This is a genomic window from Pseudomonas sp. HMWF006, from assembly GCF_003061205.1.
GTDB lineage: Bacteria > Pseudomonadota > Gammaproteobacteria > Pseudomonadales > Pseudomonadaceae > Aquipseudomonas > Aquipseudomonas monsensis.
On sequence record NZ_QAIU01000428.1, the window covers coordinates 3,809 to 17,453 of the forward strand.

At 60.7% G+C, this 13,645-nt stretch carries 16 protein-coding genes and 1 pseudogene; 2 read left to right on the forward strand and 15 right to left on the reverse strand.

The genetic code is table 11. From position 1 onward, the window contains the following. Positions 1-22: 22 nt before the first annotated feature. Positions 23-769: a tRNA-uridine aminocarboxypropyltransferase gene (locus tag DBR24_RS17980; RefSeq protein ID WP_123465187.1), complete on the reverse strand. Its 747-nt coding sequence runs from the start codon at positions 767-769 to the stop codon at positions 23-25. A 189-nt stretch (positions 770-958) separates the two neighbouring features. Here DBR24_RS17980 and DBR24_RS17985 point away from each other — a divergent pair, with 189 nt between their 5' ends. Continuing rightward, a complete protein-coding gene (locus DBR24_RS17985; protein ID WP_123465185.1) occupies positions 959-1,384 on the forward strand; it encodes a PA3611 family quorum-sensing-regulated virulence factor in 426 nt (141 codons plus the stop codon). Here DBR24_RS17985 and DBR24_RS17990 read toward each other — a convergent pair whose 3' ends face one another. Then, positions 1,385-1,579 (reverse strand): hypothetical protein, encoded by a 195-nt coding sequence (locus DBR24_RS17990; RefSeq protein WP_123465183.1) that lies wholly within the window; start codon positions 1,577-1,579, stop codon positions 1,385-1,387. It abuts the gene before it with no gap. A 351-nt stretch (positions 1,580-1,930) separates the two neighbouring features. On the opposite strand from DBR24_RS17990, the gene DBR24_RS17995 reads away from it, so the two are divergent. Beyond that, the gene (locus DBR24_RS17995; RefSeq protein WP_128615422.1) at positions 1,931-3,049 is read left to right on the forward strand and encodes a TIGR00730 family Rossman fold protein; all 1,119 of its coding nucleotides are present in this window, start codon (positions 1,931-1,933) and stop codon (positions 3,047-3,049) included. Between the two features lie 58 nt (positions 3,050-3,107). Here DBR24_RS17995 and recX read toward each other — a convergent pair whose 3' ends face one another. The 13 genes and pseudogenes from recX to DBR24_RS18060 all read right to left on the reverse strand — a co-directional run. Then, positions 3,108-3,578, reverse strand: coding sequence for a recombination regulator RecX (recX, locus tag DBR24_RS18000; protein WP_123465179.1), 471 nt, complete (start codon positions 3,576-3,578; stop codon positions 3,108-3,110). An 8-nt stretch (positions 3,579-3,586) separates the two neighbouring features. Further along, positions 3,587-4,645 carry a recombinase RecA gene (gene recA / locus DBR24_RS18005; protein WP_003222269.1) on the reverse strand — a complete coding sequence of 353 codons (1,059 nt, stop codon included), beginning with the start codon at positions 4,643-4,645 and terminating at the stop codon, positions 3,587-3,589. A gap of 83 nt (positions 4,646-4,728) precedes the next feature. Then, a complete protein-coding gene (locus DBR24_RS18010) occupies positions 4,729-5,229 on the reverse strand; it encodes a CinA family protein (RefSeq protein ID WP_123465177.1) in 501 nt (166 codons plus the stop codon). 68 nt (positions 5,230-5,297) lie between these two features. After that, positions 5,298-5,816 (reverse strand): lysis system i-spanin subunit Rz, encoded by a 519-nt coding sequence (locus DBR24_RS18015; RefSeq protein WP_128615423.1) that lies wholly within the window; start codon positions 5,814-5,816, stop codon positions 5,298-5,300. Continuing rightward, positions 5,795-6,361 carry a glycoside hydrolase family 19 protein gene (locus DBR24_RS18020; protein ID WP_128615424.1) on the reverse strand — a complete coding sequence of 189 codons (567 nt, stop codon included), beginning with the start codon at positions 6,359-6,361 and terminating at the stop codon, positions 5,795-5,797. The genes DBR24_RS18015 and DBR24_RS18020 overlap by 22 nt, the downstream gene beginning before the upstream one ends. Before the next feature lie 76 nt (positions 6,362-6,437). After that, on the reverse strand, positions 6,438-7,586 hold the full coding sequence (locus DBR24_RS32675; protein WP_128615425.1) for a phage tail protein: 1,149 nt from the start codon (positions 7,584-7,586) through the stop codon (positions 6,438-6,440). 10 nt (positions 7,587-7,596) lie between these two features. After that, complete coding sequence (locus DBR24_RS18030; protein ID WP_123465170.1) at positions 7,597-8,196, reverse strand: YmfQ family protein; 600 nt, start codon at positions 8,194-8,196, stop codon at positions 7,597-7,599. Further along, on the reverse strand, positions 8,184-9,227 hold the full coding sequence (locus DBR24_RS18035; RefSeq protein ID WP_128615426.1) for a baseplate J/gp47 family protein: 1,044 nt from the start codon (positions 9,225-9,227) through the stop codon (positions 8,184-8,186). Before DBR24_RS18035 ends, DBR24_RS18030 begins: the two co-directional genes overlap by 13 nt. Further along, positions 9,217-9,615 carry a phage GP46 family protein gene (locus DBR24_RS18040; protein ID WP_123465166.1) on the reverse strand — a complete coding sequence of 133 codons (399 nt, stop codon included), beginning with the start codon at positions 9,613-9,615 and terminating at the stop codon, positions 9,217-9,219. Before DBR24_RS18040 ends, DBR24_RS18035 begins: the two co-directional genes overlap by 11 nt. Beyond that, on the reverse strand, positions 9,615-10,124 hold the full coding sequence (locus DBR24_RS18045) for a phage baseplate assembly protein V (protein ID WP_123465164.1): 510 nt from the start codon (positions 10,122-10,124) through the stop codon (positions 9,615-9,617). The genes DBR24_RS18040 and DBR24_RS18045 overlap by 1 nt, the downstream gene beginning before the upstream one ends. A 158-nt stretch (positions 10,125-10,282) precedes the next feature. Then, positions 10,283-11,326: a phage baseplate assembly protein gene (locus DBR24_RS18050; RefSeq protein ID WP_128615427.1), complete on the reverse strand. Its 1,044-nt coding sequence runs from the start codon at positions 11,324-11,326 to the stop codon at positions 10,283-10,285. 3 nt (positions 11,327-11,329) lie between these two features. Next, the gene (locus tag DBR24_RS18055) at positions 11,330-12,568 is read right to left on the reverse strand and encodes a DNA circularization protein (RefSeq protein ID WP_128615428.1); all 1,239 of its coding nucleotides are present in this window, start codon (positions 12,566-12,568) and stop codon (positions 11,330-11,332) included. Next, positions 12,555-13,645, reverse strand: a pseudogene (locus tag DBR24_RS18060) (phage tail protein); the annotation flags it as partial. The gene DBR24_RS18055 and the pseudogene DBR24_RS18060, both read right to left, overlap by 14 nt.

Consider the following 13,645-nt stretch of genomic DNA (forward strand, 5'->3'; position numbering starts at 1 on the left):
CTGCGCTGTACAGTATGGGCCACTATTGGGCCAACACCGCTTGCGGCTTTCGTATAAAGGGTCGCAACTCGGCATGGGCCGGCGTCGACTCGTTGACGTCCCGTTGCTGTTTGGCGCCCAGATAATGCTGGCTGAACACGTCGAAATAGGCATCCAGCGCCGAGGCGGCGTCGCTGTCGCCCGCCAGTTCCAGGCACAACGCTGCCACTTCGGCGGTGCACAGATGCTCGCTGCGGGTCGAACGGCGCAAGCGGTAGCGCGACAGTTTGTCGGGCAGCAGGCTCAGGATCGGCAAACGGTCGAAATACGGGCTCTTGCGAAACATCTTGCGCGCTTCGGTCCACGTTGCGTCGAGCAAGATGAACAGCGGGCGCTTATGACTATCGGCGGCAACGGCGTTGGTCACCCGCGACGGTTCGACGTACTCGCCGGGGAACACCAGATACGGCTGCCATTGCGGGTCGTTGAGCAGCGCCAGCATCTGCGGGTCGGGCTCGGTGCGCGACCAGATGAATGCATGGTTGTCCCGCACCACATCGGCAATCAGCCAACCGGTGTTGCTCGGTTTGAACACTTCCTTGCCGGTCATGATCAGGCACACGCCAGAGCGCGTTTCTACACTTGGCCGCCAGGCACACAGGCAATGGCTGCTGATCACCCGACAATCGCGGCAACGTTCGGAACGAAAGCCACGGGCCTGAATCGGTTTGATGCCCTCATCCTCGCGCTGATCGCGCAGGCGGGCTACGGCGTTGGGGGCGTGATTCATCGCAGGCAACGCCGACAGACAGGAAAACTCGACACGAACAGCACTCGGCAAGGCAATAAAGGCCGGCAGTTTACCAGAGCGACGGGCACAAGCCTGTACCGTCCAGACCGGCTCCCCTATAATTCGCCGCCACTGAACGCACAGCCCCTTGGCTGGTCGAACCACCAGTCACCGAATCAGGAGAGTTTCATGCTGCGCCTAATCGTTCCCACCGCTGCCATTCTGCTGGCGTCGTCCTTCACCGCTCAAGCGGCATCCTTGAGTGAGCAGAATCTGAACAGAGAGCTGCGCAACGTCGCCGCCCAAAGCAGCGTCGGCACGCCACGGGCCATCAATGAAGACATTCTCGATCAAGGCTACACCGTCGAAGGCACGCAACTGATCAACCACCTGAGCGTGCAACAAAGCCACGCCGACAAAATGCGCGCCGACCCCAAAGCCGTGTATTTCCAGTTGGGCGCCTCGGTGTGCAACAACCCGTCGTACCGCAAACTGATGGCCAAGGGCGCGATCATGCGTTACGACTTCACGGAAGTGAAAACCAACAAGGCGATCGGCTCCGCGAGCTATCAGGAATCGGATTGCCCGAAAGCGGCCCCGGCGAAGAAGAAGTAATCATCGTGAATTGGCGCGCCGCTGTTCATCCTCGGCGCGCAGTTCGGCCAGCAAGGCCTGTAAATAGCGTGAACGACGCTCCCCGCCTGCCAGTCTGCGGCAGCACTCCTCTTCGAGACTGATTTGATTGGCCTCGGCCGATGCCTTCAACATCCGATACAACTGCGCATCAATCTCCAGAATCACTCTGGCCATGTGTCCCGCCTCCTTGCCAACCGCTAATCCTTGAATAGCGTGCACCTTGCGTACGGTCGTGACGCAAAGTTGTCGTACGGCGCCTTTAAGTTAGTTAATCAGAGCGTTTGGCCGCCGGCGTACGTTCGGACGAGCGGTGACGAGATCGGTCCTACCTCCATTAGCGGTTGCCAGGCACAACGTTGCGGCGCAATGATCAAGTCAGCGTAAATGCTCGCAAGGGTCTAGATTCAGAGTATTCCCGATCACGTGCAAACGGCGGCCAAGGACCTGCCGATCGGAAGTGTTATTGCAGCGCGGCACTGACGCCGCATGTCAGGGCCACTCGCTCTGTGCATAAGGAGACGTTGAATGCCTTACCAACCGAATGACCTGCTCAGTCGTCATTTTCAGGAAAACGGCCCCGACCTCATCAGCAAGGTCGAAGAACAACTCAACCGTGTTTCCCCCAACAGCCCGAACATTCCCATCTACCGCGACATGATCCTGACCGTGCTGCGCATGGCCCAGGAAGACCACAACCGCTGGAACGCCAAAATCACCCTGCAAGCCCTGCGTGAACTGGAGCAGGCGTTTCGGGTGATGGAACAGTTCAAGGGACGACGCAAAGTCACGGTGTTCGGCTCGGCGCGCACGCCAGTCGAACATCCCCTGTACGCCATGGCACGAGAACTCGGCGCCGCCCTGGTTCGCTCGAACATGATGGTCATCACCGGGGCCGGGGGCGGCATCATGGCGGCCGCGCATGAAGGGGCCGGCCGTGATCACAGCCTCGGTTTCAACATCACCCTGCCCTTCGAGCAGCATGCCAACCCCACCGTCAACGGCACCGACAATCTGCTGCCGTTCCACTTTTTCTTCACCCGCAAGCTGTTTTTCGTCAAGGAAGCCGACGCGCTGGTGCTGTGCCCGGGTGGCTTCGGCACGCTGGATGAAGCACTGGAAGTACTGACACTGATCCAGACAGGCAAGAGCCCGCTGGTCCCGGTGGTCTTGCTGGACACACCGGGCGGCACGTTCTGGCAGGGCGCGATGGACTTTATCCGCCAGCAACTGGAGGACAACCACTACATCCTGCCCACCGACATGAAGCTGATGCGTCTGGTCTACAGCGTCGAAGAAGCAGTTGAAGAGATCAATCAGTTTTACAGCAACTTCCACTCCAGCCGCTGGCTCAAGCGTCAGTTCGTGATTCGCATGAATCACAAGCTCAGCGATCAGGCGCTTGAGCACATGCAGTCAGCCTTCGCCGATTTGTGCCTGAGCGACCAGTTTCATCAACACGCCTACAGCGGCGAAGAACACGATGAAGTACAGTTCAGTCATCTGGTGCGGCTTGCCTTTGCCTTCAACGCCCGCAATCACGGACGTTTGCGTGCGTTGGTGGACTACATCAACCTGCCGGAAAACTGGGCACAGTCCGCACCACAAATCGCGCAACGCAGTCGCGAACCGTCGAAGGTTATTTGAAGGCAAAAAAAAAAGCGGCCCGCTATTTCCATAGCGGGCCGCTTTTTATTTAACCGTGTTAATCGTCCATGTGCCTGCCGCTGAACAAGCGGTTGATCATCTCCATCGAAAACCCCCGATAAGCTAGAAAACGGCCCTGTCTGGCCCGTTCCTTGGCATCGTTGGGGAGCTGCCCGGAGAACTTTCGCTGCCACGTTTCCTGAAGTTGCTCCTGCCAACTGATACCGCTCTCGCGCAGGGCGACTTCGATATCGGCACGTTGCAAGCCACGCTGGCTCAACTCTTCACGAATTCGCAGAGGGCCATAGCCGGAACGGGCACGGTAGGAAACAAAGCTTTCAAGGTAACGGGCTTCGGACAGCAGCCCCTCTTCCGTCAAACGGTCGAGGGCTGTTTCGATCATCTGCGCCTCAGCGCCGCGCTGGCGCAGTTTGCGCGTCAACTCGACTCGACCATGCTCGCGACGTGCGAGCAGGTCCATGGCGGTTCGCCGCACCGCGACGAGGGTATCAAGTACGGCGGTGGTCATCGCTGCAATCAGATATCAGCGTCAGCCAGGTCGTCTTCAGTCTCTTTGACTGCAGAGGCCTTGGAATCGGCGATCACGGCTGGCGACAGCAGTTTGTCACGCAGTTGCTTTTCGAGCTTGGCGGCGACTTCCGGGTTGTCCGCCAGGAACTTGGCCGAGTTGGCCTTGCCCTGACCGATCTTGGTGCCTTCATACGCATACCAGGCGCCGGACTTCTCGACGAAACCGTGCAGCACGCCCAGGTCGATCATCTCGCCGTTGAGGTAGATACCCTTGCCGTAGAGAATCTGGAACTCGGCCTGACGGAACGGCGAAGCGACCTTGTTCTTCACAACCTTGACGCGGGTTTCGCTGCCGACCACTTCGTCGCCTTCCTTCACCGCGCCGGTACGGCGGATGTCGAGACGAACCGAGGCATAAAACTTCAGCGCGTTACCACCGGTAGTGGTTTCCGGGCTGCCGAACATCACGCCGATCTTCATGCGGATCTGGTTGATGAAGATCACCAGGCAGTTGGCGTTCTTGATGTTACCGGTGATTTTACGCAGCGCCTGGGACATCAGGCGGGCTTGCAGGCCCACATGCATGTCGCCCATTTCGCCTTCGATTTCAGCCTTCGGTACCAGGGCTGCCACGGAGTCGACGATGATCACGTCAACGGCGTTGGAGCGCACCAGCATGTCGGTGATTTCCAGGGCCTGTTCGCCGGTGTCCGGCTGAGACACCAGCAGGTCATCGACATTGACGCCCAGCTTGCCAGCGTACTCAGGGTCGAGGGCGTGTTCGGCGTCGACGAATGCGCAGGTCGCGCCGGCTTTTTGCGCCTGGGCGATCACGGACAGCGTCAGTGTGGTTTTACCGGAAGATTCAGGACCGTAGATTTCAACGATACGGCCTTTTGGCAGACCGCCGATGCCGAGTGCGATGTCCAGACCCAGAGAGCCAGTGGAAATGGCCGGGATCGCCTGACGGTCCTGATCGCCCATACGCATTACGGCACCCTTGCCGAATTGACGTTCGATCTGACCCAGGGCCGCAGCCAAGGCTTTCTTCTTGTTGTCGTCCATTAAAGTCCTCACGTAATCAATAAGGCCTGACGGCCAACACCTGTATAAGTAGCCAGTATTATTCCACAGCGTTCGCGGATCGCCTACCCCTGATTTTCGATTTCTCGTGCCGCTAGTCGCAGGAGCCCCTCTAGCGCGGCCTTCACCGTTTGTCGGCGAACCTCGTCGCGGTTGCCGGGGAAGTGCTGAACTTCGCTGCTCAGCGCATCGCCGACACCAAAGGCCAGCCATACGGTACCCACCGGTTTGTTCGGCGAGCCGCCGTCCGGGCCGGCAATCCCGCTGACCGCCACGGCAAACCGCGCCCGGCTGTGTTTCTGAGCGCCGCGCACCATCGCCTCGACTACTTCGCGACTGACCGCGCCCACCGTACCGAACAATTCGGCGGGCACATTCAGTTGCTGGGTTTTCTGTCGGTTGGAGTACGTCACGTAGCCGGCCTCGAACCATGCCGAACTCCCCGGAATGCGGGTGATCGCCTCGGCAATACCGCCGCCGGTGCAGGACTCGGCGGTGGTGACGTGGGCGTTGAGCAATTGCAGGCGTCGGCCAAGTTCGGCAGCCAGTTGAGTGAGGTCTTTCACGGCGCGCTCCGGATCGGGTGGAATGCCTACCACCGTACACGAGCCGGTTGCGCTTTCAATACACAGACTCATTCAAAATGTGCGGGCGCCAGCGCTCTGACATAGGCCTGACACGCCTGCAAGGCAATCAGTCCGCGGTCGCCGGTGTCGGTGATGGCGATAATTCGTTGAGCATGCGCCGGGTCAAGTCGGGCGCGTACGGTTGCATGATCCACGCCGCCGGCGCTGGCGGCGGCTGGCAGGTTGCAGCCTTTGGCAACGTCGCTGGCGTCGAGAAGGACTGACAGGCGCACATCAGCAGTGGCAAGACGATCGCGCAGGCGATCCTGATCACGTTGGGCATCGCTCAGCGCTCGATAGTGGGTTTGTTCACTGGCCGCGAGGCGTTGCTCGAGGGCCAGACGTTTATCCTGCTCGGCCTGCTGCGCGGTGGCAGCCGTCAACGTCAGTTGATTGAGGGTCTCAGTGTTTAATCGCGCCTGCTCGGCCAATTGTCGCCCGTAACGCCAGTCCTGAAATTGCCAGGCCGCAGCAAACGCGCCAGCGGCCAGCAACAGAACGCCGATCATTCGCAAGGGGATTGGCATAGCACCGCCCTGGCCCGCGCCCAGATGTCGAGGCGATCCTGCAGGCCATTCAACCCGCCGTTGATTCGGCGAGTGATGCTGTTGAACTGATCGCGATCGGCCAGTTCGTTCAGGCCGTTCAGTTCCCAGAACCACGCCGCGGATTCGGCTGCCCATTGCGGTTGTTCGAGCAATTCGGGCAACGACAGCAAGCGCTCATCGCCGAACAGTCCGAGGCTGCATTGGCGGTAGTTGCTGCGCCCGGTGATCTGGATCAGTCCGCGACCACGGTACCTTTGCCCGTCGCCGTCAGCCTCAGGCGTGTTGCCCAGACGCAAGGCCAGCGTGCCGGTGTCATATTTGCTCAGGTATTGGTTGTTGCCCAACTCGCGCACGTACTGCAATTGCCCCGATTCATGGCCGACCTGCGCGAGGAACGCGGCGATGCGTTTGGGGCTGTCGATGTGACGCCGGGCCATGGCGGCGTTGAGCGCAGAAACAAAAACGCCCGCTTGGCTGCGGGCGTTGGGGAATATCTTGAGCAGTTGTTGATCGGTCAAATCCATCACTCGCTCCGGTCAATGTGAAAAGAAAAAAACCGCGCCCCGCAGGCATGCACGGGCACATTTGCGGGGCCGGGTCTCAGTACTTGATGACGTACAACAAGGCGACGTTACGAGGCCGCGCCTCGTTGCCGCCGTCCGCAGCCACTGATACGGCGTGAGTGTGATCGCCCACGGCGTTCACCGTGATCGTATGGGCGTGATCGCCGGCCGCAATGATATAGAGACCGTGCGCGTGATTGCCGGCCACTGAAGTAACGGCTGCATAGTCGCCAGGACCGCTGCCTGTACCCTGGCGGCCGTAGGAGGTGTTGTTACCGGACGCCAGAATGCCGTGCTGGTGTTCCCCGAACTCGTTGGTGAAACCGCCGTGGCTATGGTTACCGGCAACGGCGGCAGAGGCACCGTGAGTGTGGCTGCCTGCCGCGGCGGCAGAAGCTGCGTGGGTGTGCGAGGCATTCTGCCCTGCCTGGGTGCTGCCCAGCGCCCGGGCATTGTCGACCTTGCGGCCATCGTCCCAGCCGCGAACGAACTCGCCACGCAGATCCGGGAGGGCAAACGTCGTGCTGCCATCACCCACACCGAAGCGCGTGCCGATCGCAGCGAACAGTCCCGCATATTGCGTACGGGAAACCACAGCGCCGTTACATTTCAGCCAGCCCTTGGGGGCGTCCGCCGTGGCCACAGTCTTGATGTCGCCGATGTCACTGCCGGTCTGTTTGACCATCCCGGTGCTGGCAATCATCACCCAGACGCCACCGGCAATCGAGCTGTTCCACTGTACCCAGACATCACCGGCGGCAGTGATTTCGCCTTCCTGCACAGCGTTGTGGTCAACGCCCACAATGGGTTTGGCCGCCAGACCGTTTGCCGAGAAGGTACTGGCACCGGTGTTGGTGTTAAGGGCCTTGAACCGCAAGACCAACCCGTCCACCAGGCTCGGTACCACCGGCGCATAGGTGGCACGGTAAGCGTTGGCCGTACCGGTATCCATGGCGTAATCCACCAACCCGGTCTGACTGATCTTGCGCACAGCCAGAAACAACTGGCCGAGCTCGACTTCATCGGGCGTCAGGCCTGCGCCCTTGATCACGCCCAACAGCTCTTCGGTGACCGAATTGCCCCAGACTGCCGGAATCAGCGAACCCGGCGTTCCCGCTACCGGGTTTTCATCGACAAACTTGCCATTGACCAGCCCGACGCTGGGCACACTCTTTGGATAATCCATTATTCATTCCTTAGTCATAATTGATGTACACCTGGGTATGAGCCGGTGCGCTACGGTGAATCAGGCATTCCAGGGCGGAACCCGGGTTCATGCCAAAACGTTCGCCCCAGTAACTGGCGCCATAACGGCGCCCCAGCGACAGGCGCCCACCGGTGTTGAGAATCCACATGAACTGCGCCTTCCAGGTACCGAAGTGGGCCTGGCCGAAACGCGAACGTCCCATGCGCGGAACGCGCAGTTCGGTGACGGTCGCGTCGGGATAACCCTGACTGCGCGCGATCTGGACGAAGTACGCCGCCGACTGATCGCCCACGGCCAGCAAGCGTCGGCGCACGGCCAGACGTCGGTCGTCATAAAGTGGCGTGGCCCCCAGACATGGATCGGGCAAGTTCATGACTCGCTCCCAGTCCGGCACCAATTCGCTGACACCGGCCGGATCCATCTCGTTGATCAGATCGACCGCACGTGCGTCCAGCCGCGCCAGTTCTGCCGCGACGCCCTGCAGCACCTGATCCAGTTCCGGCAGGCGTTCCAGCTCCCAGGCAGGACCGCTGGGCAGCAGGCTGCGCAACTGGTTGCGGTATTGCGCGACACCCCTCAAGACAGCCATTCGCAACCTCCAAAGGTCAGCAACTGATTGTTGGCCGCGGTCACATTGGCCGCCGGCGAAACCAGGGTGTGGTCCGTTTCACCGGTCGCACTGCTGATGGCTTCGGCGATATGACTGAGCAACAGGGTTTCACCCAGACCTGCTTCGCGGTTGTGCAGATCCCGCAACTGGTTCTCGATGGCGGCGCGCACCGCACTGGTATCGGGGGTGATGCGCAGTCGGTAATTGACCAGCACCTGCACCGGCGCCAGCACACGGACATCGGCCGTTACCGGACGCAGCGGTTCGATGTAAGCCTGAACCTCGGCCAATTGCTCGGCATTGGGAATGGGTTGCGGATCGTCGTCGCGCATGATGAAAACGCCGACGGTGCCCGGGCCGAGAAAGTTGCCTCGGCACCAGGCGCGGCTGACGCCCGGGCATTCCAGCGCCCACGTTTCGTAGTCTTGCGCCGAGCCGCCGTGGGGGATCAGGCGATAGGAGCGAATGACCCGCGAACGCAGGGACTCAAGGCTTTCCCGGGCGACACCGCCCGTCATGCCGGGCTCCCGCACCACGAAACTGTTGCTGGTGATCCCCTGGACCGGTTGCACCAGGGTCAGCACCAGGCCCGCGTCGGCGTTGCCCTGACTACCGGCCTCGAGTGCGGCAATGGTCGTGCCGTTGACACCATTGCCAGTGGTGCGCGCCGTGGTGACTTTATAGGTGCGGCCATCGTTCGACTGCAGCAATGTATCGACATCCAGCACCGCTCCGGCAGACGCAGTAAAACTCACACTGCCGGTGGCCGCTTGTGCAGGCTTGCGCGGCTGGTTCAGACGTAAAGTGGCGATGCGCTCCAGCGTCGATTCATCGGCCTTGTCGGGCAAGATCTGTTGGGCAATCCAGTCGAGATATCCGTACAGACCATAAACCGCGCCGCCGAGGGTACGGGCCAGCACTTGTGCATCGGACTGGCGCAGCGAATCGCCGGCCAGGTCGCTTTGGGTGCGTTTGATCAGCACCGGCAGCGAAGGGGTTTCAAACGGCATAGATCACCTGCCAACTGTTATCGGGGTTGATGTCCAGACGTTCGCCGTCGGCCAGGGTCAGGACCGTGCGCAGGTTCAGGCGCTGGGCGTCGAGGCGTTCGCTGATGATGTCGATGGCACGGCAATGCCCGTCGTCGATCAGCCATTGCAGGGCTTCGCGGGCATAGAACTCGGCGTCCATCTGGGTCTGTCGGCTCAGCTTGACCCGGCGCAACAGCCACAGCCGCGAGCCGATACGGTCATCGGCAACGGTGGGAAAACTGTCGCCCCACCAGCCGAAGCGTTCATCGTCGTCGAGGGCGTCGTCATTGGCGGCACGGCGCCAGGTGAACAGGCTGATGAGCACGGCACGGGTCAGTGCAGCGTGGAGGTTCTGGCTGACAAACATCACTGGCCTCCTGCCGGCGCACCGGTCTTGCCGCTGCCGGGCTGCACGTCGACGTGCACATGTTTGATCTGGCTGATGCCACCGGCGAGCTGGTCGCCGGTGGAGACGATCTTGCCGGTCTGGTTGATCACCGGCGTATCGACGTTCACAGCGGTCGTGGCGCGGATGTTCAGCGTGGCGGTTTCGATGTCGATGATCCGCCCGCGCTTGAAGTGAATTTTGTCGCCCTCGTCGGTGTAGATCGCCACTTCGCCGGCCGCCAGTGCTTGCAGGCGATAACGCCGATCGGCGATGACCAGCGCGATGGCATGGGAACGGTCGCCGCCAAGAAAAGTGACGACACCTTCGGCACCCGCCAATGGACGACTGGTGAACCCGTACGGTTCGAAGTGCTCGACGTCGTCGTTCAGTTCACCGGCGGTGAGGCGCATTTGCAGCGATTGCAGCTTGGATGCCGAGTTGGCGAGCACGACGGTGCCGCGCGCCAGCAGGCGTGTCAGTAGGCTCATGATGTTGTCCTCAAGGCTCGGCCAGGCGCAGACAAACCCAGTGGGAGCGGGCTTGCCCGCGTTGGCGGTGAGTCAGGCAAAGATGTGTTGCGGCGACCGTCGCTTTCGCGGGCAAGCCCGCTCCCACAGGGTCCAACGGCGTTTACAACAGTTCAGGCTCAAGCCTGTTTCGGTGGGGTTGGATCAGGATCGAATGTATGCGGTGGCGCCACTTGCAGCGTGGTCACCGAACCTTGTGCCGACAGCGAATACGTCACTTTGGAAATCAGCATGTCGCCGTCAAACCCCAGTACCGGATCCTTGACCCGGACCAAGGTGTTGTGGCGCCATAAATCACCATTGGACTGGCGCCAACCCTGCACCTGATAAGTCGTGGTCTGGGCTCGCCCGACACGGGTGGCGCTTTCCCAGAGGGCACGTTGCAACGACAGGTCAGGATTGATCTGCAGGCCTTCGTTGATCACCGTCACGCGTCGGCGCTTGTACCCCAGATCGGTGGCAATCGACTCGATCTCGCTGACTGCCGCCCCGCTCTTCTGATCGTTGCCTTTTTGTTGGCCAATCACCCGATATTCGGAAAACACCTGGCTGTAATCCATGGCTGCACTGGCCGACAAAATGTTCTTGCCCAGTTCCAGTACATCACTGGCCCGGCCACTGCTGCCAGGCCGGGCCAACAACAGCCGGCCTTGCGCGTCATCGGTGGAGAACACCCGAAACAACGAGAGCAAACGGTCGATGGATTGAAACACCGTCTCGCCCGGCACGATGGTGTAGCTGCCGAGTCGCGTCGTCTCCGCAATCTCGCTGACCACATTGACCTTATAGGAAGACGCCAGCGCTTCGACGATGCTCAGCATCGGCTGGTTTTTCCATTGGTTCGGGCGATTGATCGCGGCGCAATCCACCAGATCCTGGGTACAGGAACTGCCTTCGATGCTCAGACTGATCTGCCGCCCGTCATAGCGGATCGGCGCCTTGAACACATACCCGGTCAAGACCAGATCCTTGCCGATGCGCACCTCGCAGGCATCGCCGGCGGCGATGCGCTGATCCACGGTCTGGCCCGGCCATTGCCAGGTGATATCGAGTTTGAACGTACGAAACTGGCGCTCGAGATCGGCGGTGATTTCAACACTTTTCCAGCCGCCGTATTCCATATCGCCTACGGTCAGCGTGACGCGATTATCCATCTCGCTCATGGCTCACTCCCTGGAGACTTTCACGTCATTGGGCGACAGGAACCCGGGATGGGCAGCCGCATTGCGCTGGATCACTTCAGTGACACGCGTGGCGTCGGTGAATTGTTTGTAAGCCACCACCAACGCCGGCAGGCTTTCCTGGAAGGATTTGCTGACCAGTCTCACACCAGACGAGGCGACAGCCTTGAGGTGCGCATTCAAGGCATCCTTCACGTCATTGATCGCTTGAAAATGCGCTGGCCCGGCCTTGTCGAGCATCGGATCGAGCGCCACTGCCACTGCATCACGCAACGCCTGCATGTCGTCCGTGACCGGTACTTCCTGACGGCTGACCGGCTGCCTGGATTGATGATCCAGAGACGGTGTCGATGACAGCTTCACCGGTGTCGACGCCACGGGCATGGAAGCTACCCATTGCGCCACCTTGACCAACATCGTGTCCTGCACCAGATCGGCCATGGCTTGCGCCGCTGCCGTGGTGTCCTTGCCGGTGGTGAGCTTCGGCGCATCGGCCTTGCGGATCGCTTCGAGTTGTTGCGACACGTCGGCAATCACGCCGCGGTAGCCTTCCCTGGCGAACGCTTTCAGTTCCTTGATATCGCCGAGCAGGCCCTTGAACTCTGCCGCCACTTCCTTGGGCAGCTCCTTGACCGCCTTGACCAGTTCAGTGATCTCTTTGTACTGGTCGATCAGTGGCTGGAGCTGTTCCTTGATCACCTCGTAGACCCCGGTCAGGCTGTTACGCAGATTGGCAATGCCGATCCGCGCTGCCTTGATCAGCGTCATCGCCTGTTCGAAGCGCGCCACCGCCGAACCCAACAGCGTGTCGGCCTTGGCCAACAGGACTTTCTGGGAGCTGACGCTTGCGGTCGGAAACGGCAACGGCTGGTCGGGATAGAACTTCAGCGTGAACGTGACCAGCCCACCGTCCTGGCGGGTGTGGGTCATGTCGCATTCGCCGACCTTGACCTGCAGGCGCCCCAGCCACGGGTGCACCAGCTCGCCACTGCCCTGCTCCAGCGCCTTGAGCAGCTTGTCGCGCTGCTCCAGGCAATCGGCGCCGACGATGAAGGCCGTCAGATCGTGGGTCTTGGCCTGCTGGCCGAGATCCTCGAAAAACGGCAGGTCGCGTTGCGGATATTCGTGCAACTGACCTTTGCGACCGACCGGGGTTTTCGCCTGATCGATCCAGAACCCGACACCGCGAAAGGATGCCGGCAACAAACGGTCACGCCAGTTCATTGGAACCTCCCACGGACAGCGAGCGATAACCGATGCGCGACGACAGCGCCAGGCCCGGTTGATTGGTGTGCGGTTGATCGGTGCGCAGCCCGACCGGTGCATTTTCGAAGCGCACGGTCAGGCCGCCTTCGAGTTGCGTCCGGTTGTTGGCGGCGCTTTGCTGGATCAGGGTGTTTGAGGTTTGCACCAGTGAGCCGCCCTGCAACAGCGGCTTCTCTGGCACCGGCACTGCGGCCGGCAGGCTGCCCGAAGGCGACAATTCGATCGAGGGCGATTCGCTGTTGCCCTTGAAAAACACCGGCGCCAGCTCGCCTTTGCCTTCAGCATTGGTTTTCAGCTGAGCCTGAGTGAAGACATCCACCCGGGCCTTGGCGTCGGCAATCAATTCACCGAAACCACCGTTGAAAAACGCCTTGATCGGGGCGATGGCGTCCTGAAACTTCTGCGCCCACTTTTCAATCCAGGCCGTGACGGGGGCCCAGTTCTCGATGATCTTTTCCAGCGGCGACCAGCCCAGTTGCTCACGAATAATCGCGTAGGTCGCGAGGAACGGCAGCTTGATGTAATCCCAGATCGCCGTGAACACGCTGACCACACCGCCCCAGATTGCCTGAATCACTTCAAGCGGCGACCAGTCGAAGAAGCTCTTGAGAAACGCCTGCACGGGGACCGACACCGCCCTGAGCAAATCCCAGATCGAAGAGAACAGACTGACGATCGGTCCCCAGTTGTTCAGAATCAACCCTTGTGGCGAATAGTTGAACACGGTCTTGTAGAACTCGATCACCGGCGCCGCAACTGCTTTGAGGCCGTCCCACAACGCCGAGAAAAACGCCATGACCGGCCCCCAGTTACTGATCAATAGCCCCAACGGCGTGTAGCTGAACATCGTTCTGAAGAACTCGGCCATCGGCACCACCACCGGCGCGATGGTCTGCCAGAGCCCGATGAAAAACGTCGAGAGCGGTTTCCAGTAAGCCACGATCAGACCGGCCGCCAGGGCAATACCGGTAGCGATCAGCATGACCGGATTGGCTTTCATCACCAGGCTCATCACGTCGAGCACCTGGGTCGCAC